Below are 15485 nucleotides of genomic sequence, written 5' to 3'. Positions count from 1 at the left end.
AGTGAAAACAAAGCGTATTAAAATTGACTTTTCTTGTATGAATGCTAAAATAGATACAGAAAAAATAGTGTATTGCTCGAAAATAATACACTACTTTAATAAGGAGAATTGATGAGGTGAACCATTTATGAAGCGCATTGATAAGATCTTTCATTACCTGAAAGAACACGGTTCTAACAGCAATATCGTTGAACTCGTGGAAAATGGAGAAGGTTTCACAGCTTCCCGCCTCTCAGATGAACTTCAAATTTTGCGTAACAATGTCAGCATGGAATTAAATGAGCTATGTCGCAGGGGGGAACTTGTTAAAATCAATAGCCGCCCCGTTCTTTACTATGACCGCGAAGCGCTTGAATATACACTAGGACGTAAGCTTAAAGACTCCGAACTCGTTTTTCATTCTACCGATGAGTTACTCATGCTTTTTTCTTCTGAAGAAAGCAAAAAAAGTCCCTTTGAGGATTTAATCGGGGCTGACGCAAGTCTTAAAACGCCAGTAGAGCAGGCTAAAGCAGCCATGCTTTATCCGCCGAATGGATTACATGCGCTAATACTTGGTCAAACTGGTGTTGGGAAGACCCTCTTTGCCAATTTAATGTATCGCTTTTCATGCCAAACGAAGCGATTAAGCGAAGAAGCTCCTTTTATTGTATTTAATTGCGCTGACTATTATAACAATCCGCAACTACTCATGTCCCATATTTTTGGACACATTAAAGGTGCTTTCACTGGAGCAGAGACAGAAAAGGAAGGTCTAGTTGAAAAAGCCAATGGCGGAATTCTGTTTCTCGATGAAATTCATCGTCTTCCTCCTGAAGGTCAAGAAATGATTTTTTATTTAATGGATACTGGGACCTTCAATAAATTAGGAGAAACGGAACGGAAACGCAAATCGGATGTCTTGATCGTCGGAGCCACTACCGAGGATCCTGAATCTTCTCTACTAAAAACATTTGTCCGCCGCATTCCGATCACGATCTCGCTTCCTTCTTTTGAAGAAAGAACCGCTCGTGAACGCGTTGAACTACTCACACATTTGTTATCCAATGAAGCACACCGCGTGAATAAACCGATTCGGATTGAAGATGAAGCCGCGAAAGCTTTAATTGGCAATACTGCTTATGGAAATATCGGTCAGCTGAAATCAAATGTACAACTCGTTTGTGCCCAAGGCTTTTTAAATAGCTTTAATCGAAATGATGAAATCGTCATCGACTTCAAAACCTTGCCAATCAACATTAAAGATGGTTTCTTCCACTTTAGTGGGCGACGCAAGGAACTTCAGGAAATATCCGAGCACCTTGAACCTTACACAACTATTTTCCCTGAACAAAGTCGCACTTTTATCACAAGCGATGAATACGAACCTAATTTCAACCTTTACAAAATTATTGAAGATAAAGCTTCGATTTTGATGGATCAAGGCGTAGAAAGTGAAGATATTAAGAAATTTATCACGATGGATATTGACGTCCATTTGAATAGCTTTTATAACAAATTCAAAAACACCATTCAAACACGTGAAAACATATTAAAAATCGTCAACGAAGACATTTTAAACTTTGCAGAAGAAGTACGAGATCGCGTTGAGCGTCACCTTGGTAAAAAACTCAACGACCGCTTTGCACTGGCGTTTTCACTCCATTTAACTTCCTTCATTAAACGAGTGGAAAGTAACAAACCGCTAAAATATACGAACATCGAAAACGTTGTTGAAGATAAACCCGAAGCTTATCACATTTCCCGTGAAATTAAAGACGAGATCGAAGCCGTTTTTCATATCCGCGTCCCGAATATGGAAGTGCTCTATTTGACGCTGTTGATCAGTTCCTTACTTAAAGATCAAGAAAACTCGCGTGTTGCTGTGTTGGTAGCCGCTCATGGGAACAATACCGCTACAAGCATGGTAAATGTAGCCAAGAAACTACTTGGGGAAGGGCTTGTTGAAGGAATTGATATGCCACTTGATGAAAGTCCGAAAATCACACTCGATAAATTGACTGAACGAGCAAAAGAACTAGATATGGGCTGCGGCGTATTACTTCTTGTCGATATGGGCTCACTGACCGGCTTTGCACAAGTCATTACCGAACGAACCGGGATTGATGTCCGGTCGATTGACATGGTTTCAACAGCAACTGTCATTGAAGCGGTGCGCAAATCCAACATCCTAGATACCGATCTAAGCGATATTTATGACGCACTGAAAGACTTCCGTGGTTACGGCGGTTACGCTTCTTCTGATAATGACTTGCTCGATACAGATGCAAAACCACACGCGATTGCCACGATTTGTGCAACCGGCGAAGGAACGGCTGAAAAATTACAAGGTTTCATTGAAAATATTTTAGAAACGATTACAACCGAACCGATTCGCGTAGTTCCAATTGGCGTCCACGAAAGCGAAAATAAAATGAAAATCCTGATGGAAGAGTACGATGTCTTGATGGCTGTCGGGATTGAAAAACCCAATGTTCCCGTCCCGTTCATTCCACTTGAAAAACTGTTTGCAAGCGACGGCGAAGAACAACTCGTGAACCTCATTAAAGGGCGGAACGTTTTTGTCAAGAAAAGCGAGACAGGCAGAATCGCCAAGGAAGTCGTTGAAGACAGCCTAGGTGAATTCTTGACCTATTTAAATCCCAAAAAGACAATCGATATCTTGAATACCTTCTTAAAAGTCTTGGAAGAAAATACCGCTCCTATCTTAAACAATGCTTTCAAAATCAATTTGCTCATCCATGTTGGCTGCGCGCTTGAACGCATGGTTGTAAATGATGGTCTCATTTACCGCGAAGACCGTTCAAATTTCGATCCAGCTGTACTGGATGCGCTAAATAAAGCCAATGAAGCTGTTTCAAAACGACTTAATTTATGTTTAACGGAGGATGAACTTTACTACGTTCACGACATCATCCAAACGATGCCCGCGCATTCTGTGTAAATAGCCCTCCTCTTTGAGGGCTATTTTTGCGCAATAAAATGACAAAGTTTCCGAAGAGTGTTGATTTATCATGCAGAAATCCCTATAATTCAAGAGATACTGCTTTTTCTTGCCAGCTGCTTTAAAAATGATGACTGATAGCGAAAAATAAGGAGGACGATCTACCAATGGATATCCGTCTAGCTAGAATCGACGACCGCTTAATTCATGGCCAAGTAGCCACCGTTTGGACTAAAGAAACAAAAGCTAAGCGAATTATCGTAATAAATGATGCGGTTTCAAGAGATGAATTTAGAAAAACTTTGCTCATTCAAGCCGCTCCACCTGCCGTAAAAGTAAACGTGATTGATGTTGCTAAAGCGATTCGTGTTTACCAAAACCCGCAATATGCAACAACTCCTGTCTTACTGCTGTTTACCAACCCAATGGATGTATTGACGCTTGTTAAGTCGGGCGTTGCCATCTTATCTGTTAATATCGGCGGAATGGCTTTTCGAGCTGGGAAAAATCAAATTACAAACGCTGTGTCAGTCGATGAAACGGATAAAATGGCCTTTCGTGAGCTCCATAAACGCGGGATCGAACTTGAAATCCGCAAAGTCGCATCCGATAGCAAAGTTAAACTGATGCCGCTTCTCGATAAGTAGTGGCTGGCAATTCAAAGAATAAGCTTTTCTTTTAAGAGTTTCATCAGATATGCTACAATAAAGTACAACTGATCAATTCAGTAAATTGTGATAGAATGTGAGTGAAAAAATGATGGAATGGACAGCAACCAATATCTTTCTTTTAATTTTTGTGATTGGAACGGTTCTCTTTTTGCTTTACGATTTAATCGTATTAGCTTTTTGGAAAGGGTCTACCAAGTTAAAAGTAGCACTTCGTTCGCGAGGGCGGTTCGATGGGTACATATTCTTCGGTTTGCTCGTTCTACTTTTCGCATTAAATATTTCACGCAACGGTTCCATGTCAACAACCGTGTTACTCGGAATTCTCAGTGTTTTATTTTTCTATATTGCACTTTTCCGCAAACCGCATGCACTTTTTAAAGCAGACGGCTTCTTCTATACTTTTATTTTCTTTCCATATGCGCAAATTGAACGAATTAATTTATCCGAAGACGGCATCCTCGTGATTGAAACTGGGCGCTCTCGCTTAATGCTTCGTCCACGATCAGAAGCTGACTTAGATAAAATGATGAAAACCATTGCCGAATACAAATAAAAAGACGACAAGGTTGCTCTTTTAGGCAACCTTGTCGTCTTTTTTATATACCAACACTTGTTATTTTAATTTCAGGAACAAATAAGTCAATGAATTTCCCGTGCAGCTGATCAATTTGCACATCAAATTTTGAATCGAAACAAATGATGCTTTCTTCCAGCCGCAAAACAGCAAAACCGTCTTCTTCGTAATCTTCAAGTATACCTACGATATGAACGTAGTCATCTTGATCTCTTTCTAAAAGACATTGCTTTTCTTCACTTTCATCTACATCATCAAACGTAATCAATTTCGGAATACTAACTTCGACTGCATATTTTCGCCCGGGATCCGGCTCTTCGTCGTCGTCCCAAGTTGCAATACATTCCCCAAAGTCACTCGTAAAAACAATTCGAGAATCCTGAATCTTGTCTTGAACCTTTATCTCCAATTATCGTTTCCTCCTGTATCTCAAGTTCGAAACTATTATAACACGGTTCCTACAGATCAAGCTAATTTTTATTCATAATCGCAAGAATATCTTGCGTATATTGATAGTCTGATTTGGCTTTCGTTCGAGCATTTGAAAGTAAAATAACAAATTTTTTCCGATCTTTCGTGAACGCATTTCCAGCCTCATAACCTGCTAGGACTCCGTGAGCTATATAGTGATTGCCTAAATCATAGAAACCAAATCCATATTTTCCTGGCCCCTTCTTAAGCATTCTTGCTACACTTTCTTTTCCAACTAGCTTCCCACCCAAAAGAGCATCGTCAAACTTTTTGATATCTTGAGTTGCCATATAAATATCCCCTGCACCAAAAAGCTGTGATAAATCTTGGCGTACCGGCGCATTAATGATTTTGCCATTTTCGCGCAGATAACTTTCCGTGTGCATAAAATTCGTATTATAAGTCGTGTAGAATCCCGCACCACTCATCCCAGCAGGAACGAAAATATGCTGCTCCATGTAATTTTCAAATTCCACGCCAGAAATCGTTTGAATCAAATAAGCGATGACCGAATAATTATCATCCGCATACTGCCATTTACCTGGTTGCGTCTCGATTCCCGCTTTTTCGATTTCACGAATAATCCGGTATGGCGTGATAGGGTTATTTCCTTCATGCCGCGGCTTCATCCCAGTCGTATGCCCGAGAAAATTCACAATTTTAATTTTTTGGCCGTTTGGAAAGCTTGGAATGTATTTCGCGATCGGATCATCCAAGCGAACAAGACCTCGTTCAACAAGTTGCATGAATGCTGTTGCTACCATTGCTTTTTGCATCGAACCAATGTAATACACACTCGAAGTTGTATTTTTACGACCACTTGCCAAATCAGAATAGCCGTATCCTTTTTCTAAAACAAATTTCCCTTTATCTTCAATATAAACTGAACCAACAAACCCGCTTTTTTTCAAATATTCATCTATGGCTTTTTCAGGCACCTCGTTTGCTTTTACCGGATTATTTGGCTTAAGCGGGGCTTTTGCATTTGTTTTAGCTGAATCTGAAGTCGTAGTAGATTTCGATGATTCGTCATTTTTGGCCTCATGTGAAGTAATAAATAGTGAAGCCACCGAGCCAATGCCGATTCCTAACAATAAAATAAAAACCAAGCTCCAATAAAACCGTTGTTTTTGTTTTTTTCCTTGTGTCTTTTTTAAGCGAGATTGCGTCACGAATTTTCTCTCCTTCTGTAAATAAATCAGTCCCCCACTCAAATAAATCTAAAAAGGAGCAAAACTATGCCTTTCATAGCTTGCCCCCATCATTTTAAGTTTATTGCACTACTTCAAACCTCACCAAGTAGCTTCGAAATGGCACCCAACCACTTCTTTTGTCGATTAACCACAAACTGATAAACCGTACCGTCATTCAGTTCGACTTCAATCAAATTAGCCAAGACCTCTAGTCCAAAAAACTTTGTCTTTTTCCCAGAAATTCGGGCTATCTCTTCTAACTTTATCTCTATTTTGTCGTCGAATGCTTCGTTAGGCTGATGAATAATGCTCTCCGAAGTCAAGTACAGCTTTCCCGGTGCTGCCCTTGATTCCGTTTTGACATTAGCAAGACCTTTATAAAGAACCTCACGCTCTGCCACGACTCATCCACCTTCTTTCACTCGTCGTGATTTTATTTTACCAGATCGAAGCAAAAGAAGCACTATTAAAATGCTTTAAAAATACTTTTTTTCTTCTTGCCACCTTCTGGAACAAAAAGATTCAAATGGCTCGGAAAAACTTTAATTTCAACCGGCAAGGCAGGACCAGGGTCCCCATCGACATTAACTGATAGATCCTCACCAGACGCATCAATTTTAAGATGCTTCGTTTGAACATATTCCACACCATCACTATTTTTCAGAGTACCTTTAACCAGTTGAGGAAGCATGCCAGCAGCATCAAATAATCCTAATTTCGTAAGAACGAAGACATGCAACAAGCCATCATCAATTTCAGCATCTGGTGCCCAGTTCTCCATTCCTCCAACAGAATTAGTCAGCCCCGCAACAACAAGTGCCGCATCTCCGTCAAAATGTCCCTCATCATAATCAAGCTTAAATTGCAATAGTTCATGACGATTAAACGCCTTAAGCCCTTCCACAAAATAAGCAATCGAACCAAATTTTGTTTTTTGTTCCACGCTCACCTGATCGACTGCTTGTGCAATCATCCCAACAGCAAGTACATTCATAAAGAAATGATCTTCAATTTTCCCAACGTCCATCGGTTTAAGAACAGCCGTTTCAAGCATCTTAATAGCTTTTTTCGGCTTAAGCGGGATTCCTGTCGATCGAGCTAAATCATTCACCGTTCCGAGCGGGATAAAGCCAAAAGCTGGACGGTTTTCATGAATCGAAAGTCCATTAATCACTTCATTAAGCGTTCCATCTCCGCCCATCGCAATAACCGCATCCAAATTTTGTTTAGCTGCAAGCGAAGCAAAATCCGTTGCATCGCCGCCTTTTTCCGTGCGCTTCACTTCTACTTCATCAAATCGTTTTAACAAAGTCTTTTCTGCTTTATCCACATAGCCTTCCGCTTTTTCTTTTCCAGAAGATGGATTTACAATAAGCATTGCTTTCGTCATCTCTTTCACTTCCTTTAGTTGCAATTCGTCTTTATTATACATGCTAGTAGCGCGGAAAAACAACTCTGGATAAACGCTTTAACTTGAATATTTTTCATACGCGCGCTACATTGAAATTAGATAAATTTAAAGGAGGAATACCATGACTGCATTTCGCGCTTTATTTGTAGATCAAAAAAGTCCTGAAGAAACAAGCCTTGAAATCAAATCCATTCAACTCGATGACTTACCTGAGGGCGACGTAACAATCCGCGTTCACTATTCGAGCATTAATTACAAAGACGGACTAGCCACGCTCGCAAACGGAAATATCGTCAAAAATTATCCTTTCATCCCGGGAATTGATGCTGCAGGCGTTGTCATCGCCTCAAGCGACTCCAATTTTAAAGAAGGCGATCCCGTCATTGTCACAAGCTACGAACTCGGCGTAAGTCACTTCGGTGGCTATAGCGAGTATATCCGCGTACCAAGCAAATGGGTCGTGCCACTTCCAGACGGACTCACGTTACGCGAAGCCATGATTTACGGAACAGCCGGATTTACAGCAGCCATGAGCGTCTTAGCGCTTCAAGATCACGGTGCAAACCCACAAGATGGAAAAGTGGCCGTAAGCGGGGCAACAGGTGGCGTAGGAAGCATCGCAACCGCTATTCTCTCCAAATTAGGCTTTTCAGTCGTTGCTTCTAGCGGGAAACAAGGGAGCGTTGACTATCTCGCAAAGCTCGGAGCAGATGAAATCGTATCTCGAGAAGCCTTCCAGCCAGAAAAGTTGCGTCCACTTGATAAAGAACAGTTTGCCCATGCAATTGATTGCGTCGGCGGAAAGCCCCTTAGCTACTTGTTAAGCACAACTAAGTACGGCGGAAGCGTAACCACGTGTGGCATGTCAGCCGGATACCAATTAAATTCAACCGTCTACCCGTTCATTTTGCGCGGCATCCACTTGCTCGGGATTGATTCCGTTTACTGCCCTTACGCACGCCGAAAAGAAGTCTGGCATCACATCGCAACGGACTTCAAACTAGATTCCCTTGATGCCATTACAACTGAAATCACTCTTCAAGATCTTCCAGAAGCACTTGAAAAAAATGTCCAAGGTGGCATTTTAGGTCGCTACCTCGTCAGACTCATTTAATCTCCATCAAAAAACCGAGATCCGAAAAAGGATCTCGGTTTTTACCGATAAGCCGACAAAATTTGCCGTTCTGTAATTTGATCGACAGCTTCAAGTGCTGTAAAGTAGTTTCCCTTCCTAATGGAAAACAAAATTTGATCGACACTTTTCACAAAGTCCTTCCCAGATTGTTCAATAATCGAAAAAACTTCCGCCGTCCCAAACTGCTCAATTTTTGCAGAAAAGTCCTCTACAATTTCCAAGTAGCAATCATTTTTTAAATAAAAAACAAATTCGAGCAAAACCGATTTACCATAATAAAAGTAAGCTCTTTCCTTCTTACTTTCGAGTGCCCAGTTCAGTTCCAATCGTTTTTCTTCAAATCGCTTATAATTAAGCGGTAATTTTTTCACTTCAATACGACGAATCGCATGCTTTAAAAATAAGCCTAGCATATCGAGCATTTCAATATAATTATCTTTCGTCAGTCGACTATCCGCAACAATAGCCCCACGATACTCCGTGTTTTTAACAAAGCCATCCACTGCAAGCATCGAAATCGCCTTTCGAACTGGCGTCCGACTAATATTCATTTCCTTTGAAATCTTCGTTTCAATCAACCGCTCTCCCGGCTGATAAAAACCATTTTGAATTCGTCCCTTTAACTCCCGGTAACACATCGTTTCCATTGTTTCTCTTCGTTTGTTTTCCATCTCCAAGCTCCTTCTTTCTCTCTTTACCTGACTAAAACAAATTTATAAAAAGGATTTTGAATCAATAATTTCCTGCAAAAACGGGTTTGCCTCTACCTTTTTTTCGACCATCCGAAAAGGATTGTAATCCGTGTTCTCCCTAGCACGAAGTACAGTTTGAATGTAAACAATCGTTTGTATCATCTGCTCCGCTTGCCGCATATCCCTTCCAAAAAGATAGCGTAGCGCCTTTTCAAACCAAAGCACCAGATAGAAAAGCAAAACCGCTGCGAGTAGAATAACCAGTACAGCTAACAGCCGATTCCAGCTCTTATCCAGTTCAAACAAAAAGCTACCGCCATAGATCGCTAAAAACACTGCGATAAAAATCTTAAAAATAAGACCGACCATGCTTTTTTTCTTATTTGCAGTTCCCGTCTTAGCTTCCGAGCGAATAAACGAAATAAGTTCAGCAAGCTCAGCACGCGTTTCAAACCCATTTTTTTCCAGGTACCCGTAAAAAAGATAATCCTTCATTTTTTGCAATTCCTTAAAGCTTCTCAGTTGAAATTTAACACGAATCAATCGTTTTGCCCGCAAGTGAATCAACAAATAAAAAAAGAGAACTGCAAGAATGGCATCCAACAAAAGTACAACCCAAACCACTCCAGAGCTAAAAAAGTAAAAAACGGCGACTGTTCCCAACAAGAGCACCATTAAAAGAACGAAGTAACTCGCCCAAAAGCCCTTCATAAAGCTAAACACTAGATTCCAATTTCCAAGTTTTTTATGATAAAATGCTAATAACTTTGTTAATCCCACCGCTTACACTCTTTTCTAATTTCAACTACCTTCAGTTTAACATGGAACAGCAAGCGAGAAAAGAAGTAAACAAAAAAACACCCCATATGTCGTACATAAATGTACAACACACGGAGTGTTTTTCTATCCCCATCAATGTGAATCCACAGAAAGAACTTTTCCAGTTTTCGCATTAATTCGAACTTCACTATCATCAGAACCAGTTTCTACCGATACATCATAAACTGTATCCTGATAAGAACGATCTAGCTCTATAGAAGAAACCGGTCCTTCTACCTCAGCAACCGCTTTTTTCATTGCGTCACTTTCCGAAATCAAGCCATTCAAGTCTAGTTTTTCTTGATCTAATTCTTGCTTGTCTTCGCTATCCACAGCTTCTTTGTAATCCTCTAACACTTCTTTTGATTCGGCATCCAGTTTAAGTTTATACTCATTTTGGTCATCCATGCCTTCCACCGAATAAAGGATCCGGCCACTATCCGCTTCAAGTTCCACAGAAGTAATCGCAGCCGCTTTCCCATATTTATCTTCAAATTGCTTGATCACATCTTGAAACGATAGACTTAGTTTCTTTCCATTTAAATCATAAGAAGCATTCTTGTTTGTTGAACTCTTTTGCTCTGATTTTGTCCCATTTGAACTCATCTCATGTTTACTATGATCTTCATCATTTCCGCAAGCTCCTAATAAGGCTAAAGCCACTACAGGAGCCGCTAAAATCCCCCACTTCTTCATCGTATCCCCCCAAAATTTTCGAGTCACTTACATTAATAGTATACAAAACCAGTCCCCTTTTTTCCATCCGTTTTGCGCCCCATTTAAATCTAAGTCTACAGCCCTAAATAAATCGGCAAATTCTCTACTTTTTTAGGAAACTTTCCATTTAAATTTTTTAAAACGCTCTTGATCGACTGGACTCAGCTCCACCTCGACCTTCGTCCCTTCGTTTAAATATTCCTCCGAAAGAACATTCGCCTCATCATTCAAATAAGCCACAATTTGCCCCTCATCAAAAGGAATTAACAGCGTCATCTTTTTATACCCCGTAAAAATCCGCCTTTTCACCGTTTCCGCAAGCTCAGCAAGACTCGCCTCATCACGTGCCGAATAAATGAACGTATCTCCCGCAAGAACCGGATAGTTTTCCTCCGCTATTTTATCCGCCTTGTTGTATGCAAACAACACCGGAACACCCTCAACGCCGACCTCTTTAAGCGTCCGTTCCGTTGTTTCAATCATCGCCTGATAATTCGGATCCGAATAATCGACAACATGAATCAACAAATCCGCATCCCTCGCTTCTTCAAGCGTTGAACGGAAGGCCTTCACTAAGTGCGTTGGCAATTTGCTGACAAAACCAACCGTATCTGTTAATAAGAAACGTTTATGATCGGGTAATACAATTTCGCGGACACTCGTTTCAAGCGTCGCAAACAACATATCTTCTTCAAAAACTTGTTTGTGTTCACTATTACTGAACCGTGCCACAAGTCCGTTCATCGTAGTCGATTTTCCAGCATTCGTATAACCAACTAATGAAACGACTGGAATTTCATTTTTCTTGCGCTTTCTACGTCTTGTTTCCCGCTCAGCAACAATTGCATCAAGTTCCTTCGTTAACCTGCTGATGCGGTCTTTAATAATCCGACGATCTTGCTCCAGTTTCTTTTCCCCAGAACCACGATTATGAAGACCCGAACCGCCGCCTTGTTGGTCTAACGATTCCCCTTCTCCAATCATTCGCGGCAATTCATATTTCAGCATCGCAATTTCCACTTGTAGTTGCGCTTCACGCGTTTTTGCACGCTCCGCAAAAATCGAAAGAATGAGCGCCGTTCGGTCAATAATCTGAAGCCCCGTTGCATCTTCCAAATTCCGAATTTGCGAACCTGTTAGCTCATCATTCAGCACTAACGCATTTGCTTCTTGCATCTCGCCAAGCTGCTTTAACTCTTCAAGCTTTCCTTTTCCAACATATGTTGCTTTATGCGCACTATCCAAGTTCTGTCTTACTTCATCTACAACTTGATAGTGATTTGCTTCTGCCAAGTTGTAAAGCTCAAGCATTGTATATTCAAAATCCTTATCTGATCCACTTACACCAACTAAAATAACTTTTTTATTCATAAAAAATGACCTCCTGAAAAATTTTTTCAGTGCGGCCAGGACGTTCCCCTATATCTCCTTAAAAGAAGGCACAAAAAAGAAGAGTCGAAATCGTCTCTCCCTAAAATCACTTGTTCAGTTCATTTCCGAATAGGGTCACAAAATGTGATAGACTGGTCCCGTTCCATGCCAAAATAAACCTGGCACTCCGCACTATTCAATTAGCGGTTAAAACTCATTTTGGAACGAAATTTGTACAGCCACATAATTTGCAAACCCTCCTAACCTTTTAGATAGCATCATTCTAACATGGGCAGTCTAAAAAAACAAGGCGCCCAGAAATCAATCTGGACGCCTAATCGTATAACGCTCGCCAAGCCTAGCATAATCATTTCCACTCAAACGTGAAACTACATCCAAAAATTCCGGCAAAATATATTCTTGCTCTTCGTCAAATACATCGCTTGAAAAATCATAATGCACAATCCTCGCAAGCAGTAAATCCGCCGTCACAAGACCAGCATCATTTTGAATCGCAATATTCCTTTCAAGCGTGGCGCGAAGTTTAATCTTTGCTTCCTTGATTTCCGGCGTAGCAAATCCCTCTACCCGTTCAAGATGAAGCGACGTCCGCTCTAGTTCGCTTTCATCCGGCTTTAGACGTGCCGCCGTTTCATTCATTTCTGCCACAAAAGACTCACTAACGATATGAATCATGAGCTCCCCTTTTTGCTTGGCATTTCGCGCCGTATCTTTTTCTACACCATCCGCCCGCTGCACCGCTATTGAGACAAGCGGTGGATCGCTCGAAACCACACTAAAAAAACTGAATGGAGCCGCATTGACCGTTTTTCCGTCTTCTGAAAGTGTCGTAACAAAATCAATCGATCGCGGAATAATAGATCCACTCAAGAACTTATAGTTTTGCTTGGGCGAAATTTTATCCGCATCAAATTGCATGTTGCTCACCACTTAGCTTTTTGTACCAGTCACGTGCGCCTTCTAATTCCGGCATAGTCAACTGGTGACCCGAAACCGTCCACACCGTTTCAACGAGCGCTCCCCGCTGTTTTAGTTCTTGCAAAAGCGCCTCAGAAGCTGCTTGCGTTACTAGAGGATCATTCATTCCCGCCGTTAAAAATACACGGCGATGCGCAAGATCAAAAGTTGCCGGATCATTCCCAGCAGGCATAGCATGGAACAAAATTCCATAATGAAAGCCATCTTCTTCCTGCAAAAGCGCATTGGCTGCAATATTGGCGCCATTCGAATAACCAAGTGCCACAAAATCGTGAAAGTCTAATCCATATTCTTCAGCAAGTCGCTTCGTTTCCCTAAGCAAATCCTTCGTTTTTCCTGCCAAATCCTCTAAATCCAGAGAACCATCCGCAAATCGCTTGAAAAATCGATTCGCGCCATTTTCCGAAACGTCTCCCCGGAGCGAAAGAATAGGAGCATCTGGCGCGACAAACCGTGCTACATCAACTAACGAATGCTCATCGCCGCCTGTCCCGTGCAATAATAAAACTGGTGGTGCGTTCGTTTTCCCTGGAATAAAAAGATGTTCCATCTCGAAAATCAGCTCCTTTTCGTATCAAGTGGGCGCACATACGCCTCAATTTCATCGCGTTTTGGTTCCAAAAATGGTGGCAAACTCAATTTTTCGCCCAGCGTTTCATAAGGTTCATCGCCCATAAAGCCAGGACCATCCGTTGCAAATTCAAACAAAATTTGACGACTTGCTGGCATATAAAGCGATTCGAAATAGTAGCGATCCACAAAGCCACTATTAGGGGCTTGAAACGAATTGATGCGCTCAATCCATTTGAGCAATTCCTCGTGATCTGCCACACGGAAAGCAACATGGTGAACCCCACCGTAACCTTGCATTGCAGGCGGTAAATCCGTTCTTTCTTCCACCAATACAGAAGCCCCATTTCCACCTTCACCTACTTCATAAAGATGTAAACCATTTTCTTCTTTCACATAACTAAATCCAAGCACAGCCTTTAAAACTGCATCCATGTTTTCAAGAGATGTCACAGTAAGTTTTACAGGACCCAAGCCATAAATCGCATATTCAAGTGGAACAGGTCCATTTTGCCATGCTGTCCCAGGAGCCACACCATTATCCGTTTGATCCGAAATCAGCTGCATTTTTTGCGCATCAAAATCTTCAAAGGTCAACACTTTTCTTCCAAAAATCGTTTCAATTTCCCCGTGCGTAACCTCTAACTTATGAAAACGTTCCTTCCAATATTCAAGCGCCGCATCACTTGGAACACGAAACGAAGTAAGCGAAATACTATCCGTTCCAGCGCGACCTTTTGGTAAATTAGGAAAATCAAAAAACGTCATATCCGTCCCTGCATTCCCTGCATCATCCGCAAAAAACAAATGATACGTCGCAATATCATCTTGGTTAACCGTCTTTTTCACAAGACGCATCCCCAGTATATTTGTAAAGAAATCATAATTTTTTTCCGCGCTGCTTGTCATCGCAGTCACATGGTGAATTCCTCGTAAATCTTTTAACATTTAAAACCCTCCAAAATAAGATTCAATTTCTGCACGTTTCACTTCTAGAAACGGCGGCAAACTAAGACTAGACCCTAAACCTTCCAAATTTTCATCAAGCGTGAAACCCGGCTCAAGACTAGCAAATTCAATCCGTCCACCACCAGGATCCCGCAAATAAAGACTCTTAAAATAACCACGATCCGCTAGCTCTTCCACAATGAAGCCACGATCCTTAGCCCAAGCATGCAGCTCATCAACCTCCTGTTTCGACCGAAGTGCGTAAGCAAGGTGATCAATTGCGCCACGACCAAACCGTGTTTTTTCAGCAAGAAAATTCGGTATCACTTGGGTAAAATTACCCGCCACATCATTCGACAGGCGCCCTGCTTCCCCTTGAAAACCAATCTCCTTAAGCCAGCTTTCCGTCTCCAAGGGAACATTCGTACAAATCTCCACTTGGACAATCCGAATAATTTGCTTTTCTCGGCTAATCTCGCTATGCCGAGTCGCTAAACTCTGCTCAATCACTTCTGGAATTTCCATAAGGCGCAATTTCATCCCATCAGGATCTTCGAATAAAATCCCCGTCGCATCACGCTTAAACAAACAGCCATAACGATCAAGTCGCCTTTCCCAAAAAGCCAGACTGCCATCAGGAACGCCTAACGAAACCCTGCCAAAATAATGAGAGCCCTCGTAGGTATGACCGATTCGCGGAATTTCAAAAAACGTTAAAACCGTTCCAGGCGTTCCTGCATAATCCCCATAAAACAAGTGCCGCATCTTTAAATTCGTTTGATTGACCGTATTTTTCACTAATCGGTAGCCCAAAATATCTTGATAAAAATGATGCGTCGTCTCAAAATCCTTGATAAATGAAGAAATATGATGGATTCCTTGTATCATGATGTTCCCCTCCTCGTAAAATATATTTTAGAAAGATAAATGATCTTCCCTAAATGTTTCATTTCTTTTCCTTACGGAATAA

At 41.3% G+C, this 15485-nt stretch carries 16 protein-coding genes; 4 read left to right on the top strand and 12 right to left on the bottom strand.

Features of this window, described 5'->3' with window-relative positions; all coding sequences use genetic code 11:
- The first annotated feature begins 127 nt into the window (after positions 1-127).
- The 3 genes from HCK02_RS08205 to HCK02_RS08195 all read left to right on the top strand — a co-directional run bounded on the left by HCK02_RS08205 (position 128) and on the right by HCK02_RS08195 (position 4168).
- Positions 128-2944, top strand: a complete 2817-nt coding sequence (locus HCK02_RS08205) for a sigma-54-dependent transcriptional regulator (protein ID WP_167629638.1) — start codon at positions 128-130, stop codon at positions 2942-2944.
- 167 nt (positions 2945-3111) lie between these two features.
- A complete protein-coding gene (locus HCK02_RS08200; RefSeq protein WP_167629637.1) occupies positions 3112-3591 on the top strand; it encodes a mannose/fructose/sorbose PTS transporter subunit IIB in 480 nt (159 codons plus the stop codon).
- Positions 3592-3700: 109 nt separating this feature from the next.
- Positions 3701-4168: a DUF986 family protein gene (locus HCK02_RS08195; RefSeq protein WP_281348879.1), complete on the top strand. Its 468-nt coding sequence runs from the start codon at positions 3701-3703 to the stop codon at positions 4166-4168.
- Positions 4169-4211: 43 nt separating this feature from the next.
- Here HCK02_RS08195 and HCK02_RS08190 read toward each other — a convergent pair whose 3' ends face one another.
- The 4 genes from HCK02_RS08190 to HCK02_RS08175 form a co-directional block, all read right to left on the bottom strand.
- Positions 4212-4598 carry a hypothetical protein gene (locus HCK02_RS08190; protein WP_167629636.1) on the bottom strand — a complete coding sequence of 129 codons (387 nt, stop codon included), beginning with the start codon at positions 4596-4598 and terminating at the stop codon, positions 4212-4214.
- 61 nt (positions 4599-4659) lie between these two features.
- A complete protein-coding gene (locus HCK02_RS08185; protein WP_167629635.1) occupies positions 4660-5832 on the bottom strand; it encodes a serine hydrolase domain-containing protein in 1173 nt (390 codons plus the stop codon).
- Between the two features lie 113 nt (positions 5833-5945).
- Positions 5946-6254 (bottom strand): hypothetical protein, encoded by a 309-nt coding sequence (locus HCK02_RS08180; protein ID WP_167629634.1) that lies wholly within the window; start codon positions 6252-6254, stop codon positions 5946-5948.
- 65 nt (positions 6255-6319) lie between these two features.
- On the bottom strand, positions 6320-7243 hold the full coding sequence (locus HCK02_RS08175; protein WP_167629633.1) for a diacylglycerol/lipid kinase family protein: 924 nt from the start codon (positions 7241-7243) through the stop codon (positions 6320-6322).
- Between the two features lie 142 nt (positions 7244-7385).
- Here HCK02_RS08175 and HCK02_RS08170 point away from each other — a divergent pair, with 142 nt between their 5' ends.
- A complete protein-coding gene (locus HCK02_RS08170; RefSeq protein WP_167629632.1) occupies positions 7386-8378 on the top strand; it encodes an oxidoreductase in 993 nt (330 codons plus the stop codon).
- Between the two features lie 41 nt (positions 8379-8419).
- On the opposite strand, the gene HCK02_RS08165 is transcribed toward HCK02_RS08170, so the two are convergent.
- The 8 genes from HCK02_RS08165 to HCK02_RS08130 all read right to left on the bottom strand — a co-directional run bounded on the left by HCK02_RS08165 (position 8420) and on the right by HCK02_RS08130 (position 15403).
- A complete protein-coding gene (locus HCK02_RS08165; RefSeq protein WP_167629631.1) occupies positions 8420-9070 on the bottom strand; it encodes a GntR family transcriptional regulator in 651 nt (216 codons plus the stop codon).
- A gap of 42 nt (positions 9071-9112) precedes the next feature.
- Entirely contained in the window at positions 9113-9871 is a 759-nt protein-coding gene (locus HCK02_RS08160) for an ABC transporter ATP-binding protein (protein ID WP_167629630.1), read from the bottom strand.
- 132 nt (positions 9872-10003) lie between these two features.
- Complete coding sequence (locus HCK02_RS08155) at positions 10004-10606, bottom strand: PepSY domain-containing protein (RefSeq protein ID WP_167629629.1); 603 nt, start codon at positions 10604-10606, stop codon at positions 10004-10006.
- A 132-nt stretch (positions 10607-10738) separates the two neighbouring features.
- The gene (hflX, locus tag HCK02_RS08150) at positions 10739-11998 is read right to left on the bottom strand and encodes a GTPase HflX (RefSeq protein WP_167629628.1); all 1260 of its coding nucleotides are present in this window, start codon (positions 11996-11998) and stop codon (positions 10739-10741) included.
- Positions 11999-12319: 321 nt separating this feature from the next.
- On the bottom strand, positions 12320-12937 hold the full coding sequence (locus tag HCK02_RS08145; RefSeq protein ID WP_167629627.1) for a flavin reductase family protein: 618 nt from the start codon (positions 12935-12937) through the stop codon (positions 12320-12322).
- The gene (locus HCK02_RS08140) at positions 12927-13547 is read right to left on the bottom strand and encodes an alpha/beta hydrolase (protein WP_167629626.1); all 621 of its coding nucleotides are present in this window, start codon (positions 13545-13547) and stop codon (positions 12927-12929) included. The genes HCK02_RS08145 and HCK02_RS08140 overlap by 11 nt, the downstream gene beginning before the upstream one ends.
- An 8-nt stretch (positions 13548-13555) precedes the next feature.
- Complete coding sequence (locus HCK02_RS08135; protein WP_167629625.1) at positions 13556-14515, bottom strand: ring-cleaving dioxygenase; 960 nt, start codon at positions 14513-14515, stop codon at positions 13556-13558.
- A complete protein-coding gene (locus HCK02_RS08130; protein WP_167629624.1) occupies positions 14516-15403 on the bottom strand; it encodes a VOC family protein in 888 nt (295 codons plus the stop codon).
- Between the last annotated feature and the right edge of the window lie 82 nt (positions 15404-15485).

Origin of the sequence: Listeria valentina, from assembly GCF_011800755.1 — a bacterium.
Classification (GTDB): Bacteria; Bacillota; Bacilli; order Lactobacillales; family Listeriaceae; genus Listeria; species Listeria valentina.
Note: the sequence above shows the minus strand (reverse complement) of the source record. Positions and strands in the feature narration are given on the sequence as shown.

Bases quoted from the DNA above. Each gene is read 5' to 3' on its own strand.
- HCK02_RS08200 (WP_167629637.1), top strand. From the start codon at position 3,112: ATGGATATCCGTCTAGCTAGAATCGACGACCGCTTAATTCATGGCCAA.
- HCK02_RS08205 (WP_167629638.1), top strand. From the start codon at position 128: ATGAAGCGCATTGATAAGATCTTTCATTACCTGAAAGAACACGGTTCT.
- HCK02_RS08155 (WP_167629629.1), bottom strand. From the start codon at position 10,606: ATGAAGAAGTGGGGGATTTTAGCGGCTCCTGTAGTGGCTTTAGCCTTA.
- HCK02_RS08170 (WP_167629632.1), top strand. From the start codon at position 7,386: ATGACTGCATTTCGCGCTTTATTTGTAGATCAAAAAAGTCCTGAAGAA.
- HCK02_RS08140 (WP_167629626.1), bottom strand. From the start codon at position 13,547: ATGGAACATCTTTTTATTCCAGGGAAAACGAACGCACCACCAGTTTTA.
- HCK02_RS08135 (WP_167629625.1), bottom strand. From the start codon at position 14,515: ATGTTAAAAGATTTACGAGGAATTCACCATGTGACTGCGATGACAAGC.
- HCK02_RS08195 (WP_281348879.1), top strand. From the start codon at position 3,701: ATGATGGAATGGACAGCAACCAATATCTTTCTTTTAATTTTTGTGATT.
- HCK02_RS08145 (WP_167629627.1), bottom strand. From the start codon at position 12,937: ATGCAATTTGATGCGGATAAAATTTCGCCCAAGCAAAACTATAAGTTC.
- HCK02_RS08130 (WP_167629624.1), bottom strand. From the start codon at position 15,403: ATGATACAAGGAATCCATCATATTTCTTCATTTATCAAGGATTTTGAG.
- HCK02_RS08165 (WP_167629631.1), bottom strand. From the start codon at position 9,070: ATGGAAAACAAACGAAGAGAAACAATGGAAACGATGTGTTACCGGGAG.
- hflX (WP_167629628.1), bottom strand. From the start codon at position 11,998: ATGAATAAAAAAGTTATTTTAGTTGGTGTAAGTGGATCAGATAAGGAT.
- HCK02_RS08175 (WP_167629633.1), bottom strand. From the start codon at position 7,243: ATGACGAAAGCAATGCTTATTGTAAATCCATCTTCTGGAAAAGAAAAA.